The organism is Streptomyces sp. NPDC050315, assembly GCF_040655775.1.
In the GTDB taxonomy this organism is placed as follows: Bacteria; Actinomycetota; Actinomycetes; order Streptomycetales; family Streptomycetaceae; genus Streptomyces.
On record NZ_JBFAKN010000007.1, the window covers coordinates 34,859 to 54,284 of the forward strand.

The following is a 19,426-nucleotide window of genomic DNA, read 5'->3' on the forward strand; positions in this document are numbered from 1 at the left end:
GAAGAAGGTCCGACCGTGAGCAGCCAGAAGCACGCCGCACTCCTGTACACCGCTTCCCGCCTGGGCCTCTTTGTCGCCTGCTTCGCGGTCGTCTGGGTGCTCGCGTACTTCCGCGTCATCCCGCTGGGCATCGGCGCCTCGAACACCATCTGGCTGCTGCTGCTCGCCATCGTGATCTCCGCGCCGCTCAGCTTCGTGCTGCTGCGCAAGCAGCGGGACGCGATGTCCCAGCAGATCGTGGCCAAGGTGGACCGCCAGAAGGAGCGGCTCGCGGCCAACCGCAGCCAGGAGGACGGCGTGTAAGACGCCTCACACACCACAAGCGCCCGCCCGGGGAGTTTCCGCTCCCCGGGCGGGCGTTGGCGTTTCCCGTCCTGTCCGGAGTCCGGGATGCCAAAGATTTTCTTTGAGTACCCCAAAGTTCAAGTGTTAACGTGTTGGACATGATGACAGCAGCCGCGCACCGATTCGCCATGAGCGTTCCGCTCGTGGTGCGCCTGCACGTCGATCTTTGCCGCTGCATGTCCGCGGCCTGTTGCCGCCGCTGAGCATCGACCGCAGCGGCCGGAGATCCCGTACGGACCTCCTGGCGCTCCACGCCCTTTCCTCGAAGCCCGTTTTGCACCCGGAGTGTGCCCGTTGTCCTCGTCCCCCGCGTCGTCCACCAAGACGTCCCGAATACCCAAGGTCCCCTTCTGGGCGCAGATCCTGCTGGGTCTCGTCCTCGGTGTGCTCCTCGGCTGGATCGCCAAGAGCGGCGACATCGGCTGGCTGGTCACCACCCTCGGCAAGATCGGTGAGCTCTTCGTCCAGCTGCTGAAGCTGGCCGTGGCCCCGCTGGTCTTCTTCGCCATCGTGGTGTCGATCACCAACCTGCGGCAGGTCAACAACGCCGCCCGGCTCGCCACCCGCACCCTGCTGTGGTTCATGGTCACCTCGCTGATCGCCGTCGCGATCGGCCTGGCCATCGGCCTGGTCACCAACCCCGGTGCCGGTACGGGCCTCACGCCCGCCGACGGCTCCAAGCCCGACGAGGCCGGTACCTGGATCGACTTCCTGACCGGGATCATCCCGACCGACATCATCACGCCCTTCACCGAGCTGCAGGTCCTGCAGATCGTCTTCATGGCGGCCGTCGTCGGCATCGCCGCGCTCCAGCTGGGCGAGAAGGCCGAGCCGGTCCTCAAGCTCAGCCGCTCGGTCCTCGAACTGCTGCAGAAGGCCCTGTGGTGGGTCATCCGGCTGGCCCCGCTGGGCACCGTCGGCCTCATCGGCAACGCGATCGCCACGTACGGCTGGAACCTCATCGGCAAGTACGCGACCTTCACCGTCGACATCTACGTCGGCTGCGCGCTGGTGATGTTCGGCGTGTACCCGCTGCTGCTGGCGACCGTCGCCAAGGTCAGCCCGCTGCAGTTCTTCAAGGGCGCCTGGCCCGCCATCCAGCTGGCCTTCGTCTCCCGCTCCTCGGTCGGCACCATGCCGGTCACCCAGAAGGTCACCGAGCGCCTCGGCGTCCCGAAGGAGTACGCGTCCTTCGCGGTCCCCTTCGGCTCGACCACCAAGATGGACGGCTGCGCCTCCATCTACCCGGCGCTCGCCGCGATCTTCATCGCGCAGATCTTCGACGTCCCGCTGAACGTCGGCGACTACATCCTGATCGCCTTCGTCTCGGTCATCGGTTCGGCCGCCACCGCCGGCCTCACCGGCGCCACGGTCATGCTGACCCTGACCCTCTCCACGCTGGGCCTCCCGCTGGCCGGTGTCGGGCTCCTCATGGCCATCGACCCGATCCTGGACATGATGCGGACCGCCACCAACGTGGCCGGCCAGGCCGTCATCCCGATCCTGGTCGCCGCCAAGGAGAAGATCCTGGACCGCGAGGCCTACGCCAACGCCACCAGCATCAGCCTGGACGGCGACCCGGACGCGGCGCCCGCCACGACCGACGCCGACCAGAAGGTGCCGGCCCCGGCCCCCGCGGCCTGACCGGTCCCCGCACCTCCGCACCGCGCCCCGAAGCCACTCGGTTCCGGGGCGCGGTGCGTTGTGCGGGGGTTTATCGACATCTGGCCCGAAGGCGACCATCGCGCCGGGGTGGGGGTCCGTAAACTTACTTGGCGGTAAGCGGTGGGGTGGAAGGACATTCGGTGTGGGTGGCGTGAAGAGCAAGCGGGTGCCGCGGGCGGTGCGTGAGCAGCAGATGATGGACGCGGCCGTGCTGACGTTCGCGCGGCGGGGGTACCGGGCCGCCTCGATGGACGAGATCGCCGAGGTCGCCGGGGTGTCCAAGCCGCTGGTCTACCTCTATCTGAACTCCAAGGAAGAGCTGTTCACCGCGGTCATCCAGCGGGAGGCGGCGGCGCTGGTCGCGGCCGTACGGGGTGCCGTGGAGCAGGGCGCGGCGGCCGACCGGCAGCTGTGGAGCGGGCTGAAGGGCTTCTTCGCGCACACCGCCGAGCACCCGGAGGGGTGGGCGGTGCTGCACCAGCAGGCGCGTACGCACGGGGAGCCGTTCGCCCTGGAGGTCGCCGCGATGCGGGCGGAGATCGTGGAGTTCGTGACCGGGCTGATCGGGGCCGCCGCGCGGGAGGCGGGCTGCGACGAGAACCTGGCGGAGCGCGAGGTCTCGGGGCTGGCCCATGCGCTCGTCGGCTCCGCCGAGTCGCTCGCCGAGTGGGCCAACGCCCGCCCGGAGGACGCCCGCCCGTCCGCCAAGGAGACCGCGGCGACGCTGATGAACTTCGCCTGGACCGGCCTGGGCCCGCTGATGGGCGGCGAGCGGTGGGCGCCCGGCGGGTGACCCCGCGCCCCGGCGGGTGACCCCGCGCGAACGCGAGCGGCCCCCGCGCGAGGCGGCCGCGGCGACGCGGCGGGGTCCGGGCCGTGCCGCCGCGACGACCCGCGCGCGGGTCACCCGGGTATTCGGAGGTTCCCCTCCAGATGGATGCACTCTTTCCGGCCGGATTCTCCGGTCAGCCGGAAGGCGTGGCCGTCGGAGCCGTACATGACGGTCGTCGGGAGCAGGACCGGGGCGCGGAAGCGGGCGGTGAGCCGCAGCGCCGGGGTATCGGCCGGTACGGCCTCGGCGGCGCACCGCGCAACCGTCCACATGCCGTGCGCGAGCGCACGCGGGAAGCCGAGCGCGCGGGCGGTCAGCGGGTAGAGGTGGATGGGGTTGTAGTCGCCGGAGACGGCGGCGTGCCGGCGGCCGAGGTCGGCGGGCAGGTGCCACTCCTGGCGCTGGGGCAGTACGGCCTCGGGCGCGCCCGCCGTGCGCTCCTCGGCCGATGCCGATGCCGATGCCGATGTGCGGTGCCGGGCCAGATATGTGCTGCGGTCCTCCCACACCAATTCGCCGTCCCGCCGCGCCTCCGTGACCAGGACGGCCTCGGTGCCGCGCCGGTGCGGGCGCAGCTCCTGTGCGTACACCGTCAGGTCCAGCGGCCGGTCCGCGTACAGCGGCGCGTGCTGGGTGATCTCGATCGAGGTGTGCACGAGGCCGAGCATCGGGAGCGGGAAGCTCCGGGCGCTCATCAGCCGCGCGGCCAGCGGGAAGCCGAGGATGTGCGGGTAGGTGACCGGCATTACCGGGCCGGGTGCGCCGAAGCCGCAGACCTCGGCGTAGGCGGCGGTGCGTGCGGCGTCCGCCCGTACGCCGGGGAGCGTGAGCCGTACGGCGGGCAGCGGCGCGTCCGGCCGTGGCCGCTTGCCGACCCCGGTCAGTACCCCTTTGCCCAGCGCCGGCATCAGGCGCGGCGCGCGCTCCAGCGTCAGGTCCGTCATCACGCCCCCAGCAGGCTCTGCCCGCACACCCGGACGACCTGGCCGTTGACGCCGCCGGAGGCCGGGCTCGCGAGCCAGGCGATGGTCTCGGCGACGTCCACGGGGAGGCCGCCCTGGCCGAGCGAGTTCATCCGGCGGCCCGCCTCCCGGATGAAGAGCGGTACGGCGGCGGTCATCTTGGTCTCGATGAAGCCGGGAGCCACGGCGTTGACCGTGACGCCGTACTCCTCAGCGGCGCGCGGCGCCAGCGAGCGGACCAGCCCGATGATCCCGGCCTTGCTCGCCGCGTAGTTGGTCTGCCCGGTGTTGCCCGCGATCCCGGCGATGGACGCGGTGGCGACGACCCGGCCCGTACCGCGCCGCAGCGTGCCGGCGGCCAGCAGGTGGTCGGTGGTCCGCAGGACGGAGCCGAGGTTGACGTCCAGTACGGAATCCCAGCGGTCGGCCGCCATGTTGGCCAGCCGCCGGTCCCGGGTGATCCCCGCGTTGTGGACGAGGACGTCCAGCCCGTCGGGGAGCGCGGCGGCGATCCGCTCGCCCGCGTCCGGTGCGGTGATGTCCAGCGTGAGGGCCTGCCCGCCCAGCCGCTCGGCGACCGCCCGCGCATCCGCCTCGGCCTGCGGCACGTCCAGGCAGACCACCCGCGCGCCGTACCGGGCCAGCGTCTCCGCGACCGCCGCGCCGATGCCCCGCGCGGCGCCGGTGACCAGCGCGGTACGCCCGTCCAGCGGCCGGTCCCAGTCCCCGGGGACGGTCCCGTCGTCGGCCGCTGCGACCTCGATGACCTGCCCGCTCACGTATGCGGACCGGGGCGAGAGCAGGAAGCGCAGGGTGGACTCCGCGGCCCCGGCGGACGCGGGCGCCAGCCGCAGCAGGTGGGCCGTCCGGCCGCGGCCCACCTCCTTGCCGAGCGACCGTACGAACCCTTCGAGGGCCTGCTGGGCCGCGGCCTGGTGATGGTCCGTCGGGTCGGGCGCGGAGCCGAGTACGACCACCCGGGCGTCGTCCGTCAGCGACCGCAGCACCGGGTGCAGCCCCTCGTACACCTCGCGCAGCGTGGCCACAGCGCCCGCACCCGTGGCGTCCACGACGACCGCCGCGTACCGTGCCCCGGCCTGCCGCGAGGTGTGCACCGGGAGGCCGATGCGGCCCAGTACCGCCGCGGGCTCGACCGCGCTCTTACCCGCCGTCAGATGCAGCAGCGGTCCGTCCAGTACCGGCCGTTCCGCGCTCCACCGGTGCAGCGGCGCCGGCTGCGGCAGCCCCAGCCGCCGGGTCACGAAGCGGCCCGGACCGGACTGCGTGAAACGAAGGTAGCGATCGGGCATTGGCCGGCTCCTGGATCTCGCGTAAATTTACTTCTGAGTAAGGTTACTCAAGGGTCAGGAGCTGGTCGAGGATGAGTGGGTCGGGGACGAGTACGCAGCAGAGCGCCGCGGGCATCCGGCGGGTCGCGGTGATCGGCGGCAGCCGCATCCCCTTCGCCCGCTCGGACGGCCCGTACGCCACCGCTTCCAACCAGGAGCTGCTGACCGCCGCGCTGGACGGGCTGGTCGAGCGCTTCGACCTGGAGGGCGAGCGGATCGGCGAGTTCGTCGCGGGCGCGGTGCTCAAGCACAGCCGCGACTTCAATCTGGCCCGCGAGACGGTGCTCGGCTCGGGCCTGGACCCGCGCACCCCCGCGTACGACATCCAGCAGGCGTGCGGCACCGGTCTGCAGGCCGTCATCGCCGCCGCCAACAAGATCGCCCTCGGCCAGACGGACAGCGCGATCGCCGGTGGCTCGGACACCGCCAGCGACGCCCCGCTCGGCGTCAACGAGGAGCTGCGGAAGATCCTGCTGGCCACCCGCCGCGCGAAGACGGCAGGCGCCCGCCTCAAGCAGCTGTCCCGTATACGCCCGCGCCACCTCGTCCCCGAGATCCCGCGCAACGCCGAGCCGCGCACCGGACTCTCGATGGGCGAGCACGCCGCCCGTACGGCCAAGAAGTACGGCATCCAGCGCGCCGACCAGGACGCCCTGGCCGCGACCAGTCACCAGCGGCTCGCCGCCGCCTACGACCGCGGCTTCCTCAAGGACCTGGTCGTCCCCTTCCGCGGCCTGGACCGCGATCAGAATCTGCGGCCGGACTCGACGGTCGAGAAGCTCGCCCGGCTCAAGCCCGTCTTCGGCGTCCGGGACGGCGACGCCACGATGACGGCGGGCAACTCCACGCCGCTGACGGACGGCGCGGCAACCGTGCTGCTGGCGAGCGAGGAGTGGGCCAGCGCGCGCGGCATCGAGCCGCTGGCCCATCTCACCGCGTACGAGACGGCTGCGGTGGACTACGTGGACGGGGACGACGGGCTGCTGATGGCGCCCGCGTACGCCGTGCCGCGGATGCTGGAGCGGGCCGGGCTCGGCATCGAGGACTTCGACCTGGTCGAGATCCACGAGGCGTTCGCCTCCCAGGTACTGGCCACCCTCGCCGCCTGGGAGAAGCAGGGGCTGGCGCCCGTCGACCGCGACCGGCTCAATGTCGCCGGGTCCTCGCTCGCCACCGGCCACCCCTTCGCCGCGACCGGCGCCCGCATCGTCGCCACCCTCGCGGAGCTGCTGGCCGAACGGGAGCCGGCCGCCGACGGCCGGCCGGTCCGCGGGCTGATCTCGATCTGCGCGGCGGGTGGCCTGGGCGTGACGGCGATCCTCGAACGCGCGCAATAACCCCCGCGCGCAACACCCCTTGCCGGGCAGCCCGTACCGCGTCGTATCCAGCAACAGCGTCCCCCGCAGCAGCCGAAGCCGTACCGCAGCAGCACCGAAGGAGCCGCTCGTGTCCAGCCAGGAAGCCGCACCACCCGCCACGCCCGTACTGGTCCCGCCGCACAAGACCGTCGAGGACGGTGTCGTCCGCGAGGCCTCCGTCCCGCCGCTCGCCCCCGCCGTCCCCACCGGCTCCCTGGGCGACATCCCCTTCGACAACGCCGCCGAGGCCCCCACCGACGTCGTCCTCGCCCGCAAGCAGCACGACGGCAGCTGGCGGGAGGTGACCGCCGCGGAATTCGCCGATCAGGTACTCGCCCTGGCCAAGGGCCTGATCGCCCTCGGCCTGCGGCCCGGCGACCGGCTCGCCATCATGGCCGGGACCAGCTACGAGTGGACCCTGATCGACTTCGCGTCCTGGGCGGCGGGGCTGGTCACCGTCCCCCTCTACCCGACCTCCTCGGCCCACCAGGCCCAGTCGATCCTGCAGGACTCGGGCGCCCGGGCCTGCGTCGTGGAGTGCGTCGAGCAGACCCGCATGATCAGCGGTGTCCGCGGTGGCCTCCCGGACCTCGCCCACCTCTGGCAGCTGGACACCGGCGCCGTCGCCCAGATCACCTCGGCGGGCCGCGACCTGCTCCCGTACGAGGTGACCAAGCGGCGCGCCGGACGCGGCCCCGCCGACACCGCCACCCTGATCTACACCTCCGGCACCACCGGACGCCCCAAGGGCTGCGTCCTGACCCACGGCAACTTCTTCGCCGAGGTCGACAACGCCATCGAGCTGCTGCACCCCGTCTTCAAGTCGGTGAGCAAGGACCCCGCCTCGACCCTGCTCTTCCTGCCCCTCTCGCACGTCTTCGGCCGGATGGTGGCGGTCGGCTGTCTGCGCGCCCGCGTGAAGCTGGGCCACGCGACCAGCATCCAGACCGAGGACCTGCTCGCCGACCTGGCCGGCTTCCGCCCGACGTTCCTGCTCGCCATCCCGTACGTACTGGAGAAGGTCCACAACACCGGCCGGGCCACCGCGGAGAAGATGGGCCGGGCGGCTTCCTTCGACCGCGCGGCACGGATCGCCCGCCGCTACGGGGAGGCGGTCGAGGCTGCCGAACACGGCATCGGTTCCGGTCCCGGGCTCGGCCTGAAGGCGGCGCGCGGCCTGTACGACCCGCTCGTCTACCGCCGTATCCGCGCGGCGCTCGGCGGCCGGGTCCGCTACGCGATCTGCGGCGGCTCCCCGCTCGGCCGGCGGCTGGCCGCGTTCTACGAGGGCGCCGGCATCCAGGTCTTCGAGGGATACGGCCTGACGGAGACCACCGCGGCCGCCACCGTCACCCCGCCCCTCAAGCCGCGTCTGGGCACCGTGGGCTGGCCGCTGCCCGGCAGCGCGGTCCGCATAGCGGAGGACGGGGAGGTGCTGCTCCGCGGTGGCCAGGTCTTCAGCGGGTACTGGGACGCGGCGAGCGGGACCGCCGTCCCGGCCGTGGACGAGCAGGCCTGGTTCCCCACCGGTGACCTCGGTGCGCTGGACGCCGACGGGTACCTGACCATCACCGGCCGCAAGAAGGAGATCATCGTGACCGCCAGCGGCAAGAACGTGGCGCCCGCGCCGCTGGAGGACCGGCTGCGCGCACATCCGCTGGTCGGCCAGTGCCTGGTGATCGGCGACGACCGCCCGTACATCACCGCGCTGCTCACCCTGGAGCCGGACGGGCTCGCGCACTGGCGGCAGATGCAGAAGAAGCAGGACGTGCCGCTCGCGGAGCTGGTGCACGACGAGCGGCTCCGCGCCGACCTGCAGCGCGCCGTCGACGACGCGAACCGGCTCGTCTCGCGCGCCGAGTCCATCCGCCGCTTCGCCGTGCTGCCCGCCGACTTCACCGAGGAGGCCGGTCATCTCACGCCTTCGTTGAAACTGAAGCGAGTGGCTATTGCACGGGACTATGCGAAAGACATCGACGCGTTGTACGAAAGTAGTTGAGCGCGGAACCTACCCCCGCCCGTCGTACGTCGAACCGGGCGCGTCAGACTGGAGTCCCGTGTCGCCTCTGTGGGGGAGGCGGCGCGGGGCTTCACCTTTTCTGCCCGTTTTGCCGGGCACCGGCCCATGAGCCCGGCTCGTGAAAAGGCGGAAAAGGCAGGAGCCCCGCTCGCCACCGGAGTGGCGGAGCAGGGCTCCTTGGGTACTGCTACTAACGGCCGCGACCGGCCGGCCCGGGCAACTTAGACCGGGGTGACGTTCTCCGCCTGCGGGCCCTTCGGACCCTGGGTGACGTCGAAGTTCACCTGCTGGTTCTCCTCAAGGGAGCGGAAGCCAGAGGCGTTGATCGCGGAGTAGTGGACGAAGACATCGGGGCCGCCGCCGTCCTGGGCGATGAAGCCGAAGCCCTTCTCGGCGTTGAACCACTTGACGGTTCCGGTAGCCATAAGCCCTCCTTGGGCCAAAGGGTTGCCCTGCTCCAGAACCTGCAAAGAAGTCTGAAAACTACAAACGCCTGCGGGTCACATGATCCGCAGGCTCTGTACTGCAAGGGAAACCAAACTGCAACTTGCGCTGAGCCTAGCACGGTGCGCTCAGAAGGCGGAAGAGCCAAAGATCACGTTTATCTTCGTGCCGGGGTTTGCGGTCGGTTCCCGGTCGGTTCTCGGCAGGGTTCCCGTCCGGTTCTTACCGGGTTCTCGCCGGGGTTCCGCCCGGTTCTCGGTGCCGCGCGGAGGCCCCCGCTGCCGCGCGGCGCGCCCCGCGGGTCTAGCCTCCACATGTGGACAATTCAACCGTAGGAGACGCACCCGCACCGACCTCCGGCCACCGCCGGGTCCGGCCGCGGGTGGGCCACATCCAGTTTCTGAACTGCCTGCCCCTTTACTGGGGCCTGGCCCGTACGGGCACCCTGCTCGACCTGGAGCTCACCAAGGACACCCCTGACCAGCTGAACGAGAAGCTGGTCAGCGGCGAGCTGGACATGGGACCGATCACCCTCGTCGAGTTCCTCAAGCACGCCGATGAGCTGGTCGCCTTCCCCGACATCGCGGTCGGCTGCGACGGCCCGGTGATGTCCTGCGTGATCGTCTCGCAGAAGCCGCTGGACAAGCTGGACGGTGCCCGGGTCGCGCTCGGCTCGACCTCGCGCACCTCCGTACGGCTGGCGCAGCTGCTGCTCGCCGAGAAGGTCGGCGTCACGCCCGACTACTACACCTGCCCGCCCGACCTGGGCGTGATGATGCAGGAGGCGGACGCTGCGGTCCTCATCGGGGACGCCGCGCTGCGCGCCAACCTGCACGAGGCGCCGCGTCTCGGCCTTGAGGTGCACGATCTCGGCCAGATGTGGAAGGACTGGACGGGTCTGCCGTTCGTCTTCGCGGTGTGGGCGGCCCGGCGCGACTACCTGGAGCGCGAGCCGGTCGTCGTACAGAAGGTGCACGAGGCGTTCCTGGCCTCCCGCGACCTGTCCCTGGAGGAGGTCGGCAAGGTCGCCGAGCAGGCGGCGCGCTGGGAGCACTTCGACGAGGACGTGCTCGCGAAGTACTTCACCACGCTGGATTTCCGCTTCGGCCCCGACCAGCTGCGCGGCGTCACGGAATTCGCCCGCCGCACGGGCCCGACGACGGGCTTCCCGGCGGACGTACGGGTGGATCTGCTGGGCGCCTGACCCAGGGGGCCGGCTGCTCGCAGGCGCCGGCCCCTTACTTTTTCCTTGCTGTATACATCTTTCTTTCTCATCCCTTCCGCCCCGGATTCCTCCCGGAATTCTTGGTGAATATTGAACGAATGAAGGGATGGATTCCGGTGCCGCGCACCATGTCCGGCCGCCGTCGGACCCAGGGAATTCCTTCCGCCGCTATTCGCGGCAAGAAGGAAGGGGGCACCGGCCGCCTCCGCCGGGCGCCTCCCACCCCCACCGGTGGGAGGTGGCAGGGCCGTAAAACCCCTGGCGTACGCTGGATCGGTCGTGACGCATGCCCGCCCAAGAACCTCGAAAGGGACGCCCGGTGACCGAGAACGCCGACCTTCAGTCCGTACTCGACCGCGCCGCGGAGGGCGGGCGGATCACCCCCGAGGAAGCCGTCGAGCTGTACCGCTCCGCGCCGCTGCACGCCCTCGGCAAGGCCGCCGACGCCGTGCGCCGCCGCCGCTACGCCGGTACGGAGCACATCGCGACGTACATCATCGAGCGGAACATCAACTACACGAACTCGTGCGTGACGGCGTGCAAGTTCTGCGCCTTCTTCGCCGCACCGAAGAGCGACGACGTGTGGACGCGGGATCTGGACGACATCCTGCGCCGCTGCGCCGAGACCGTGGAGCTGGGTGGCACCCAGATCATGTTCCAGGGCGGTCACCACCCGGACTACGGCGTCGAGTACTACGAAGAGCACTTCGCGGCGATCAAGAAGGCGTACCCGCAGCTGGTCATCCACTCCCTCGGCGCCTCCGAGGTCGAGCACATGGCCCGCATCTCCAAGGTCTCCACCAAGGAGGCCATCCAGCGCATCCACGCCGCCGGTCTCGACTCCTTCGCGGGCGCCGGCGCCGAGCTGCTGCCGGCCCGCCCCCGCAAGGCCATCGCCCCGCTCAAGGAGTCCGGCGAGCGCTGGCTGGAGATCATGGAAGAGGCCCACAACCTGGGCGTCGAGTCCACCTCCACCATGCTCATGGGCACGGGCGAGACCAACGCCGAGCGCATCGAGCACCTGCGCATGATCCGCGACGTACAGGACCGGACGGGTGGCTTCCGTGCCTTCATCCCGTACACCTACCAGCCGCAGAACAACGCGCTGAAGGGCCGCACCCAGGCCACGATCTTCGAGTACCTCCGCATGATCGCCATCGCCCGGATCTTCCTCGACAACGTCGCCCACATCCAGGGTTCGTGGCTGACCACCGGCAAGGAGGTCGGCCAGCTCTCCCTGCACTACGGCGCGGACGACCTCGGCTCGATCATGCTGGAGGAGAACGTCGTCTCCTCGGCCGGTGCCAAGCACCGCTCCAACCGCCAGGAGATCATCGACCTGATCCGCAAGGCGGGCCGCGTCCCCGCGCAGCGCGCCACGACGTACGAGCACCTCGTCGTCCACGACGACCCGGCGAACGACCCGGTCGACGACCGCGTCGCCTCGCACATCTCCTCGACCGCCATCGAGGGCGGCACGGCCCACCCCGAGCTGAAGCTCGTCGAGACGAACTGAGCCGTCCGCGATGCTGACCCTGCACCACGTCCGCGCGGTCGAGGCCGCCCCAGCCGCCGGCGCCGCTGCCGGCGGCCCGGTCCCCGGCGCGGACGCGGTGCTGGTCTCCGGCTCCCGCATCGAGGCCATCGGCCGGTACGAGGAGCTCGCCGCCGAGTACGGCTCGCGGGCCCGCGTACGGGAATGGGACGGCGTCCTCACCCCCGGCCGCCACGAGCCCGACGCCGCGGCGTACCTGGAAGCGGCGTACCACCCCGACCCGCGCGAGGCCGCCGAACTGGGCACGGAGCCGCTCCGCGGCGCGGCCCTCGCCGCGCTGGACATGTCCGAAACCCGCTGGGGCGGCAGCGCCCGCCGCGGCCTCCAGCGGCTGCTGGCGAACGGGACGACGTCCCTGACGGGTCCGTTCACCCGCCCGTCGGTCCGCACAGCGGTCACCCGCTCGGGCCTCCGCGACCGCCCGGCCGCCCTCGTACCGGGCGCCCCGGCCGACTTCGCGGTCTTCGCCGAGGACGGCACCTGTCTGGTGACGGCCCTCGGGGGCCGGCTGGTGTACCGGCGCCGGGGGTGAGCCCGCGCGCCGCGGCCCGTGGTGAACAATGGGCTCCGTGACCCGAGCATCCCTGGACAAGCAGCCGCACGAAGTCGCTTCGATGTTTGATGACGTGGCGGAACGGTACGACCTGACCAATGACGTGCTGTCCCTGGGGCAGGCGCGGTTGTGGCGCAAGGCCGTGGACAAGGCCGTTGCCGCGCGGCCTGCCGAGCGGGTGCTCGATCTTGCGGCCGGTACGGGGACCTCGTCGGTGCCCTTCGCGCGGACCGGTGCGTATGTCGTGCCGTGCGACTTCTCCATCGGGATGCTGCGGGAGGGGAAGAAGCGGCAGCCGTGGCTGCCGTTCACGGCGGGGGACGCGACCAGGCTCCCCTTCGCGGACGACTCGTTCGACGCCGTCACGATTTCGTTCGGGCTGCGGAACGTGCAGGACACCGATGCCGCGCTGGCCGAGCTGTACCGCGTCACCAAGCCCGGCGGGCGGGTCGTGATCTGCGAGTTCAGCCAGCCGACGTGGGCGCCCTTCCGGACCGTCTACACCGAGTACCTGATGCGCGCGCTGCCGCCGGTCGCGACCGCCGTCAGCTCCAACCCCGACGCGTACGTCTACCTCGCCGACTCCATCCGCGCCTGGCCCGACCAGCCCGCGCTGGCGGCGCTGCTCCAGAAGGCGGGCTGGCAGAAGGTCGCCTGGCGCAACCTCACGGGCGGGATCGTGGCGCTGCACCGGGGGACGAAGCCGGCCGCCTGACGGACCAAACCGGCCGTCTGACGGATCAAACCGGTCGCGCCAGCAGGTCGATCACGCCCGTCGTGCTCTCGTCGCCGTGTCCGGCGGTGAGGCGGCGCTCCATGAGGGAGAACAGCGGCGTCAGCAGTTCGGGGCTGACGCCCTGCTCCTCGGCCGTGCGCAGCAGGGTCGCGCTCCCCGCGACCTGCATGGCCAGGTGGGAGACCACGCCCTTGGTGTAGTCGCCGGTCTCCAGGTGTTCGGCGGCCTCGTGCACGGAGGCGGTCATCGCCGATAGCCAGCCCGCGACCAGCTGCGCGAAGTTCTTCGGCGCGATGTCCTCCGGCGCGATGTCCTCGCCGACGTTCTTGGTGGCGACCGGCACTGCCAGGGTCTCCTGGTGGGTGGCGAAGAGGGCGCGGTCGCCGCTGTAGAAGACAAAGCTCCCGGTCTCCGGGGCGCCGATCATCGGCGGTGTCGCCATGATGCCGCCGTCCAGGAAGCGGGCGCCCCGCTCCCCGGCCCAGGCGGCGCGGGCCCGGGCCTGCTCGGGGGTGCCGGTGGTGAGGTTGACCACCAGGTGGGAGGGGCGGGGCGATGGTGACCGTACGGCGGCGGCGAGGGACGGAAACGTGAGCGAGAAGGTGCTCGCCTCTCATCTGCGCGAGCTGGAGGAGGACGGCGTCGTGCGCCGCGAGGTGTACGACGAGGTGCCGCCCCGCGTCGAGTACTCCCTCACCGACCTCGGCAGGTCGCTGAACGAGGTGCTGGAGCCGCTCGGCGCCTGGGGCCGGGAGCACATACTCGGCGCGGCGTATCCGGGCGGCTCAGAGGTCCAGCCGGTGGCAGAGGCCGGTCACCTTCGAGACGGGTGAGATGAAGGTCTCCGCCTGCCGCATTCCGAGCCGTCGGGTGACCGCGATCGAGCGCGCGTTCTCGGCCTGCACCATGGCCACGACGTGCCGTACGCCCGCGGCCCGTACGTCCTCCAGGGCGCGCCGGGCCACGGTCGTGGCGTAGCCCTTGCCCCAGTACGCCCGGCCCAGCCGCCAGCCGATCTCGATCTCGCCGACCGGGCCCCACTCCGTGCGCGGCCACGGCTGCGCGCCCGCGAAGCCGATGACCGCGCCGTCCGTGGGGTCGGTGATCGTGTAGAAGCAGAAGCCGCGTTCGGCGTGGTGGCGGCGCTGACGGGCGGTCAGCTCCTCGTAGGCCGACACCTCGGCGGACGCGCCGCCGTGGAATTCCATCACCTCCGGGTCGTCGAAGACCCGGTGCCAGTTCCATGCGTCCTCCTCGGTGGGGACGCGCAGCTCGACGGGGGGAAGCGGCTTCTGCATGGACCAACCCTTCGGAATCCGATCAGGTACGCCTGCATAGACTGCACGGGTCCAGTGCCGGTCGGCACCCAGATATCGAGTTCCGGGAGATTACGCCGTGACCGACGTGACCGAGGCCGACGCGCCCGCCCAGGCCCGCTCCGAGCACACCGCCGATGTCATCGTCGTGGGGGCCGGGCCGGCCGGCTCGACCACCGCGTACTACCTCGCCAAGGCCGGCCTGGACGTCCTCCTGCTGGAGAAGACGGCCTTCCCGAGGGAGAAGGTCTGCGGTGACGGGCTGACCCCGCGCGCCACCAAGCAGCTGGTGTCCATGGGCATCGACATCTCCGAAGAGGCCGGGTGGCTGCGCAACAAGGGGCTGCGGATCATCGGCGGCGGGGTGCGGCTGCAGCTCGACTGGCCGGACCTGGCCTCGTACCCGGACTACGGACTCGTCCGTAAGCGTGACGACTTCGACGAGCAGCTGGCCCGCCAGGCGCAGAAGGCCGGCGCCCGGCTGTACGAGCGCTGCAACGTCAGCGGCCCGATCGTCAACGACCTGACCGGCCGCATCGAGGGCGTCACCGCCAAGCTCGGCGAGGAGAAGACCCCGGTTTCCTTCCACGCCCCGCTCGTCGTCGCCGCCGACGGCAACTCCACGCGCCTCTCCCTGGCGATGGGCCTGCACCGCCGCGAGGACCGCCCGATGGGCGTCGCGGTCCGTACGTACTTCACCTCGCCCCGCCACGACGACGACTACCTGGAGTCCTGGCTGGAGCTGTGGGACCGCAGCGGCCCGCAGGACCGGCTGCTGCCCGGCTACGGCTGGATCTTCGGCATGGGCGACGGCACGTCGAACGTCGGCCTCGGTGTCCTGAACACCTCCAGCAGCTTCAAGGAGCTGGACTGGCGCGAGATCCTCAAGGCCTGGTGCGCCTCGATGCCGGAGGACTGGGGGTACACCCCGGAGAACATGACGATGCCGATCCGCGGCGCGGCGCTCCCCATGGCCTTCAACCGCCAGCCGCACTACACCAAGGGCCTGCTCCTGGTCGGTGACGCGGGCGGCCTGGTGAACCCCTTCAACGGCGAGGGCATCGCGTACGCCATGGAGTCCGGCCAGATCGCCGCGGACGTCATCGTGCAGGCGCACGCGCGCGCCACGTACGCCCAGCGCGAGCTGGCCCTGCAGCGGTACCCGAAGATCCTCAAGGACACCTACGGCGGCTACTACTCGATGGGCCGCGCGTTCGTGAAGCTCATCGGCAACCCGAAGATCATGAAGCTGGCCACGCAGCGCGGCCTCACCCACCCGATGCTGATGCGGTTCACCCTGAAGATGCTGGCCAACCTCACCGACCCCACCGGCGGCGACGCGATGGACCGCATCATCAACGGCCTGAGCAAGGTCGCGCCCAAGGCGTGACCCGGGCAAGTACGGCCTGACGTGCCGCCATCGGCTCTGCCGGTGGCGGCACCGTGCTTTCCGGGCCGGCTGCTTCCCGAGCCGTCTGCCTCCGGCTGTCTGCTTTCCGGGCTGTCTCAAGGCCGGCCTTGACACGTGAAGTTGGCGGATTGTGCCCACTGTCGTGCAGGCGTGCGGGCGGCCAGGCTGGGGAGGAGCACACACAGCGCCGAGTGGAACACGGAGCGTGAACCATGAGGATGGCGAGGGCACGGCGCCGGTTGCGAGGGGGCACGTCATGAGGGACGGATCGAAGGGGGGCGAACGGGATGAACGGGACGAGGGGACCGAGCGTCCCGAGTCGGCGGAGCGGACGGACGAGGCGCAGGGGGAGGACGACCGCCGGGCGGAGCTGAGGGCGAAGGTCCGGGAGGCCAACCGGCAGAGCACACTCTGGCCGCGGTGAGGGATCCTGGAGCCAGTAGCAGCAGTAGCAGCAACTGCCGCCCGAGACGCCTGGAGGGCCCCGCCATGTCCGCCGCACCCGCCAACGGACCGCTCTCCGTCGACCGGGCGCTGGACGTGCTCGACGCGGTGGCCGGGTCGGCGGGGCCGGTGCCGGCCAAGGCGCTGGCCCGGCGGCTGGGCTGTTCACTGTCCACGGTCTACAACCTGTTGGGGCCGCTGACCGCACGGGGGCACCTCACGCGTACGGGCGGGGGGTACGCCCTCGGGCCCCAGGTGCCCGCGCTGTACCGGGCGTTCCAGCGGCAGACCGGCATCGAGGATGACGCGCGCGAGCTGCTGCGGCACGTACGGCGCGCGACCGGGACGCACGCGTACCTCAGTGCGGTGGGGCGGGGGCGGATCGCGGTCCTCGACAGCACGCTGCCGGTGTCGGCGGCCGGCACGCCGTTCGCGGTGGGGCCCGACCACGGCGCGCACGCCACCGCGCACGGCAAGGTGCTGCTCGCCGCGCTGAACCGGCCCGCGCGCCGCCGCTACCTCGACGCGCACGGCCTGCCCCGGCTGACGGACCGTACGATCACCTCGCCCGAGCGCTTCGAGGCGGAGCTGGTGCGGGTGCGCAGGGAGGGGCTCGCCGTGTCGGTCGGCGAGACCGATCCGGCCCACACCTGTCTCGCCGTCCGCCTCCCGGGCGAGGGCCCCGACGGCTCCGTCCGCGCGCTGTCGGTGTCCCTGCCGACCGCCGACTACCCGGCGCGCCGGGGCGAGCTGGCGTCGGTACTGACCCGTGCGGCGGCCGCGGTCTGAGGCCGGTACCGGCACCGGTTTTTCCGGCATCGGTGGAATGGCGGCCCCGTCGGCTCGCGGCGCGGCCGCCCGCGGCGCACAGTGGTCGCATGATTTTCATCGCTGTGAAGTTCACCGTCCGGCCCGAGAAGAGCGACCAGTGGCTGTCGCTGACCGAGCCCTTCACGCTCGCCACCCGCGCCGAGCCGGGCAACATCTTCTTCGAGTGGTCCCGGAGCGTGGACGACCCGAACCAGTTCGTGCTGCTGGAGGCGTTCGCGGGCCAGGAGGCGGGCGTGGCGCACGTGCAGTCCGACCACTTCAAGGAGGCCATCGAGCTGATGTCCGGCCTCGTCGCGAGCACCCCGGAAATCATCAACGTCGAGACCGAGGGCACCGGCTGGGGCGAGATGGCCGAGGTCAAGCCGCGCCAGTAGTGAGTACGTGAACGGGCGAAAGCCGCAAAGTACGCCGAAAGGGCCGTCGTTCCCGAGCGGGGGGAACGACGGCCCTTCGTGATGCCTACGGCCCAGGGGAGGGGCCTCAGCGGACGCGGACGGCGCCCGTCGGCCGGTCGTAGCTCAGGTCGTGCTGTGCGACACCGTCGTTCGGGTTCTGCGCGCCGATGTACTGGCCGTCGCCGATGTAGACCGCGACGTGGTACGCGCTGCCCGCGCTGCCCCAGTAGAGGATGTCGCCCACCTGGAGGTTGTCCAGGCCCACCTGGGTGCCGGCGGTCGACTGGTCCTGGGAGACGCGCGGCAGGTCGATGCCGATCTGCCGGAACGCGGTCTGGGTGAGGCCGGAGCAGTCGTACGCGGACGGGCCGGTCGCGCCGCTCACGTACGCCTTGCCGACCTGGGCCTTGAGGAAGTCCACCAGGGAGGCGGTGGAGCCTTCGAGCGATCCGGTGTCGACCGAGGCGGACGCGGAAAGGAGGGGGCCACGGTCCGCGGAGCGCGAAGCGCGGGCCTGCTCGGCTTCCTCGGCCTTGCGGGCCGCGGCGGCCCGCTTCTCCGCCTCGGCCTTGCGCTTGGCCTCGACGGCCTTGTCCTGGGCCTTCTGTGCGGCCTTCTCGGCCTTGGAGAAGACGGCGTCCTGCGCTGCCTGCAGCTCGTACTGGTTCGCCACCTGCTGGGTGCTGTCCGCGGTCTTGGCCACGGACGTCGCGAGCGTGGCGCTGATGGTCGGCATCTCCTGCGTTTCGGAGGGCGACTTCTCGGCGGCGTTCGCGGGGACGGCGGTACCGGTCACCGCCAGCGTGAGGATGCCACCGGTGAACCCTGCGCGCACGGCTCGCGAAGTCGCGGAGCGGCGGGGCTTCCGGTGGCTGGGTATGAGTGCGTTCGGGGACATGGCACCACGGCTATCAGGAGCCCCAGGTTGCTGCCAACAAAGGTGGTGTGCACCACTTTTGACGCGTACACGGTGAACAAACCGGACCAATCGGCCAGTCGCGTGTCGGCCGAGGGGGTGTCCGAATTTCGTGATCATGTTCCTGCGCACGGCTTTTACCGCTCGATGCGCCTCAGCACGGCACTTACCACCTTCGCAACCGACACGCCAAGGCTTCCCGACCGTCAAGGTTTTAGAAGCGTGAAACGCGTGGGATAGCTCACTCCTGAGTGGCCGTTATGTCCTCGTGATGCGCGCTCGTGAAGCGATGCACGTACCGACGATCACAGCGGGGTCACGACTGGGTCACGCGGACGGGTGGGCGCGCACTAGCAGTTGACGGTGTCCAGCGCCAATTTGCGTGCGGAGCGTAGTTCTTGATAGCGGGGGCATCCTTTTGACCAGCGACGACCGCTGGTTTTGTCACTTGAAGTGATCACTCGGGCGCTTCCGGTACGAAGATCGCCGCTCATCCGACTTCATGATCCTTCGTCAGGTGGTGGAGATCACAAAGGCGTTGTCGCACCCCGTGTCGCAGATCACAGACTCACGGGCATAGGATGCAGGCGGCCACGGCTTGTGAACTGCCTCACATGGCAGCGATCTCTGTCGAGATCCGTCGAGGAGTGAACGGGCCCGGGCCGGACCGCCAACCAGTCATCGTCGACTGAAGGGAGCGAGGACGGTGAACGCCTATGCGCCCATCCTCGTACTGGGAGCCCTCGGGGCAGGCTTTGCGATCTTCTCTGTCGTCATGGCCACGCTCGTCGGACCCAGGCGCTACAACCGGGCCAAGCTCGAGGCGTACGAGTGCGGGATCGAGCCGACCCCACAGCCTTCAGGCGGCGGTCGCTTTCCGATCAAGTACTACCTGACGGCGATGCTCTTCATCGTCTTCGACATCGAGATCGTCTTCCTCTACCCCTGGGCCGTCACCTTCGACGCCCTGGGGCTGTTCGGGCTCGTCGAGATGCTGCTCTTCGCGCTCACCGTCTTCGTCGCCTACGCCTACGTCTGGCGCCGCGGCGGCCTGGAATGGGACTAGGGG

General features: G+C 70.8%; 18 protein-coding genes and 3 pseudogenes. 15 read left to right on the forward strand and 6 right to left on the reverse strand.

Annotated elements, in window-relative coordinates; translation table 11 throughout:
- Window positions 1–15 precede the first annotated feature (15 nt).
- From AB0I82_RS25530 to AB0I82_RS25540, 3 genes are all read left to right on the forward strand, one after another.
- Window positions 16–303 (forward strand): DUF4229 domain-containing protein, encoded by a 288-nt coding sequence (locus tag AB0I82_RS25530; RefSeq protein WP_363259703.1) that lies wholly within the window; start codon window positions 16–18, stop codon window positions 301–303.
- Window positions 304–630: 327 nt separating this feature from the next.
- Window positions 631–1,989, forward strand: a complete 1,359-nt coding sequence (locus tag AB0I82_RS25535; RefSeq protein WP_363259704.1) for a dicarboxylate/amino acid:cation symporter — start codon at window positions 631–633, stop codon at window positions 1,987–1,989.
- Window positions 1,990–2,152: 163 nt separating this feature from the next.
- Window positions 2,153–2,803: a TetR/AcrR family transcriptional regulator gene (locus tag AB0I82_RS25540; RefSeq protein WP_363259705.1), complete on the forward strand. Its 651-nt coding sequence runs from the start codon at window positions 2,153–2,155 to the stop codon at window positions 2,801–2,803.
- 110 nt (window positions 2,804–2,913) lie between these two features.
- Here AB0I82_RS25540 and AB0I82_RS25545 read toward each other — a convergent pair whose 3' ends face one another.
- Both AB0I82_RS25545 and AB0I82_RS25550 read right to left on the reverse strand, forming a co-directional pair.
- The gene (locus tag AB0I82_RS25545; protein ID WP_363259706.1) at window positions 2,914–3,786 is read right to left on the reverse strand and encodes a MaoC/PaaZ C-terminal domain-containing protein; all 873 of its coding nucleotides are present in this window, start codon (window positions 3,784–3,786) and stop codon (window positions 2,914–2,916) included.
- Window positions 3,786–5,114 carry a 3-oxoacyl-ACP reductase gene (locus tag AB0I82_RS25550; RefSeq protein WP_363259707.1) on the reverse strand — a complete coding sequence of 443 codons (1,329 nt, stop codon included), beginning with the start codon at window positions 5,112–5,114 and terminating at the stop codon, window positions 3,786–3,788. The genes AB0I82_RS25545 and AB0I82_RS25550 overlap by 1 nt, the downstream gene beginning before the upstream one ends.
- 71 nt (window positions 5,115–5,185) lie before the next feature.
- On the opposite strand from AB0I82_RS25550, the gene AB0I82_RS25555 reads away from it, so the two are divergent.
- Both AB0I82_RS25555 and AB0I82_RS25560 read left to right on the forward strand, forming a co-directional pair.
- Window positions 5,186–6,490 carry an acetyl-CoA C-acetyltransferase gene (locus tag AB0I82_RS25555; protein WP_363259708.1) on the forward strand — a complete coding sequence of 435 codons (1,305 nt, stop codon included), beginning with the start codon at window positions 5,186–5,188 and terminating at the stop codon, window positions 6,488–6,490.
- A gap of 109 nt (window positions 6,491–6,599) precedes the next feature.
- Entirely contained in the window at window positions 6,600–8,510 is a 1,911-nt protein-coding gene (locus tag AB0I82_RS25560; RefSeq protein ID WP_363259709.1) for an AMP-dependent synthetase/ligase, read from the forward strand.
- 242 nt (window positions 8,511–8,752) lie between these two features.
- Here AB0I82_RS25560 and AB0I82_RS25565 read toward each other — a convergent pair whose 3' ends face one another.
- Entirely contained in the window at window positions 8,753–8,956 is a 204-nt protein-coding gene (locus tag AB0I82_RS25565; protein WP_003984261.1) for a cold-shock protein, read from the reverse strand.
- Window positions 8,957–9,291: 335 nt separating this feature from the next.
- On the opposite strand from AB0I82_RS25565, the gene AB0I82_RS25570 reads away from it, so the two are divergent.
- The 4 genes from AB0I82_RS25570 (at window position 9,292) to AB0I82_RS25585 (ending at window position 13,023) form a co-directional block, all read left to right on the forward strand.
- Complete coding sequence (locus tag AB0I82_RS25570) at window positions 9,292–10,179, forward strand: menaquinone biosynthesis protein (RefSeq protein WP_363259710.1); 888 nt, start codon at window positions 9,292–9,294, stop codon at window positions 10,177–10,179.
- Window positions 10,180–10,519: 340 nt separating this feature from the next.
- Window positions 10,520–11,716 (forward strand): cyclic dehypoxanthinyl futalosine synthase, encoded by a 1,197-nt coding sequence (gene mqnC / locus AB0I82_RS25575; RefSeq protein ID WP_363259711.1) that lies wholly within the window; start codon window positions 10,520–10,522, stop codon window positions 11,714–11,716.
- Window positions 11,717–11,726: 10 nt separating this feature from the next.
- A complete protein-coding gene (locus tag AB0I82_RS25580; RefSeq protein ID WP_363259712.1) occupies window positions 11,727–12,287 on the forward strand; it encodes a hypothetical protein in 561 nt (186 codons plus the stop codon).
- Window positions 12,288–12,324: 37 nt separating this feature from the next.
- Complete coding sequence (locus AB0I82_RS25585) at window positions 12,325–13,023, forward strand: demethylmenaquinone methyltransferase (RefSeq protein WP_363259713.1); 699 nt, start codon at window positions 12,325–12,327, stop codon at window positions 13,021–13,023.
- Between the two features lie 25 nt (window positions 13,024–13,048).
- Here AB0I82_RS25585 and AB0I82_RS25590 read toward each other — a convergent pair.
- Window positions 13,049–13,579 (reverse strand): annotated as a pseudogene (locus AB0I82_RS25590) (NAD(P)-dependent oxidoreductase); the annotation flags it as partial.
- A 55-nt stretch (window positions 13,580–13,634) separates the two neighbouring features.
- On the opposite strand from AB0I82_RS25590, the pseudogene AB0I82_RS25595 reads away from it, so the two are divergent.
- Window positions 13,635–13,877: pseudogene (locus AB0I82_RS25595) on the forward strand (helix-turn-helix domain-containing protein); the annotation flags it as partial.
- Here AB0I82_RS25595 and AB0I82_RS25600 read toward each other — a convergent pair.
- Window positions 13,830–14,342 carry a GNAT family N-acetyltransferase gene (locus AB0I82_RS25600; protein ID WP_363259714.1) on the reverse strand — a complete coding sequence of 171 codons (513 nt, stop codon included), beginning with the start codon at window positions 14,340–14,342 and terminating at the stop codon, window positions 13,830–13,832. The pseudogene AB0I82_RS25595 and the gene AB0I82_RS25600 sit on opposite strands and share 48 nt — an antisense overlap.
- 91 nt (window positions 14,343–14,433) lie before the next feature.
- On the opposite strand from AB0I82_RS25600, the pseudogene AB0I82_RS25605 reads away from it, so the two are divergent.
- The 4 genes and pseudogenes from AB0I82_RS25605 to AB0I82_RS25620 all read left to right on the forward strand — a co-directional run.
- Window positions 14,434–15,750: pseudogene (locus AB0I82_RS25605) on the forward strand (geranylgeranyl reductase family protein); the annotation flags it as partial.
- A 277-nt stretch (window positions 15,751–16,027) separates the two neighbouring features.
- A complete protein-coding gene (locus AB0I82_RS25610; RefSeq protein ID WP_363259715.1) occupies window positions 16,028–16,195 on the forward strand; it encodes a hypothetical protein in 168 nt (55 codons plus the stop codon).
- Window positions 16,196–16,260: 65 nt separating this feature from the next.
- A complete protein-coding gene (locus AB0I82_RS25615; protein WP_363259716.1) occupies window positions 16,261–17,004 on the forward strand; it encodes an IclR family transcriptional regulator C-terminal domain-containing protein in 744 nt (247 codons plus the stop codon).
- An 89-nt stretch (window positions 17,005–17,093) separates the two neighbouring features.
- Window positions 17,094–17,420, forward strand: coding sequence for a putative quinol monooxygenase (locus AB0I82_RS25620; RefSeq protein ID WP_030262574.1), 327 nt, complete (start codon window positions 17,094–17,096; stop codon window positions 17,418–17,420).
- Window positions 17,421–17,526: 106 nt separating this feature from the next.
- On the opposite strand, the gene AB0I82_RS25625 is transcribed toward AB0I82_RS25620, so the two are convergent.
- Window positions 17,527–18,339: an NlpC/P60 family protein gene (locus AB0I82_RS25625; RefSeq protein WP_363259717.1), complete on the reverse strand. Its 813-nt coding sequence runs from the start codon at window positions 18,337–18,339 to the stop codon at window positions 17,527–17,529.
- 724 nt (window positions 18,340–19,063) lie between these two features.
- On the opposite strand from AB0I82_RS25625, the gene AB0I82_RS25630 reads away from it, so the two are divergent.
- Window positions 19,064–19,423 carry an NADH-quinone oxidoreductase subunit A gene (locus tag AB0I82_RS25630; protein WP_030262580.1) on the forward strand — a complete coding sequence of 120 codons (360 nt, stop codon included), beginning with the start codon at window positions 19,064–19,066 and terminating at the stop codon, window positions 19,421–19,423.
- Window positions 19,424–19,426 lie beyond the last annotated feature (3 nt).

What these genes read in the sequence shown, in the direction of transcription:
- AB0I82_RS25550 (WP_363259707.1), bottom strand. Translation starts at nt 5,114, where the DNA reads ATGCCCGATCGCTACCTTCGTTTCACGCAGTCCGGTCCGGGCCGCTTC.
- AB0I82_RS25615 (WP_363259716.1), top strand. Translation starts at nt 16,261, where the DNA reads ATGTCCGCCGCACCCGCCAACGGACCGCTCTCCGTCGACCGGGCGCTG.
- AB0I82_RS25620 (WP_030262574.1), top strand. Translation starts at nt 17,094, where the DNA reads ATGATTTTCATCGCTGTGAAGTTCACCGTCCGGCCCGAGAAGAGCGAC.
- AB0I82_RS25625 (WP_363259717.1), bottom strand. Translation starts at nt 18,339, where the DNA reads ATGTCCCCGAACGCACTCATACCCAGCCACCGGAAGCCCCGCCGCTCC.
- AB0I82_RS25565 (WP_003984261.1), bottom strand. Translation starts at nt 8,956, where the DNA reads ATGGCTACCGGAACCGTCAAGTGGTTCAACGCCGAGAAGGGCTTCGGC.
- AB0I82_RS25555 (WP_363259708.1), top strand. Translation starts at nt 5,186, where the DNA reads ATGAGTGGGTCGGGGACGAGTACGCAGCAGAGCGCCGCGGGCATCCGG.
- AB0I82_RS25580 (WP_363259712.1), top strand. Translation starts at nt 11,727, where the DNA reads ATGCTGACCCTGCACCACGTCCGCGCGGTCGAGGCCGCCCCAGCCGCC.
- AB0I82_RS25600 (WP_363259714.1), bottom strand. Translation starts at nt 14,342, where the DNA reads ATGCAGAAGCCGCTTCCCCCCGTCGAGCTGCGCGTCCCCACCGAGGAG.
- AB0I82_RS25545 (WP_363259706.1), bottom strand. Translation starts at nt 3,786, where the DNA reads ATGACGGACCTGACGCTGGAGCGCGCGCCGCGCCTGATGCCGGCGCTG.
- AB0I82_RS25610 (WP_363259715.1), top strand. Translation starts at nt 16,028, where the DNA reads ATGAGGGACGGATCGAAGGGGGGCGAACGGGATGAACGGGACGAGGGG.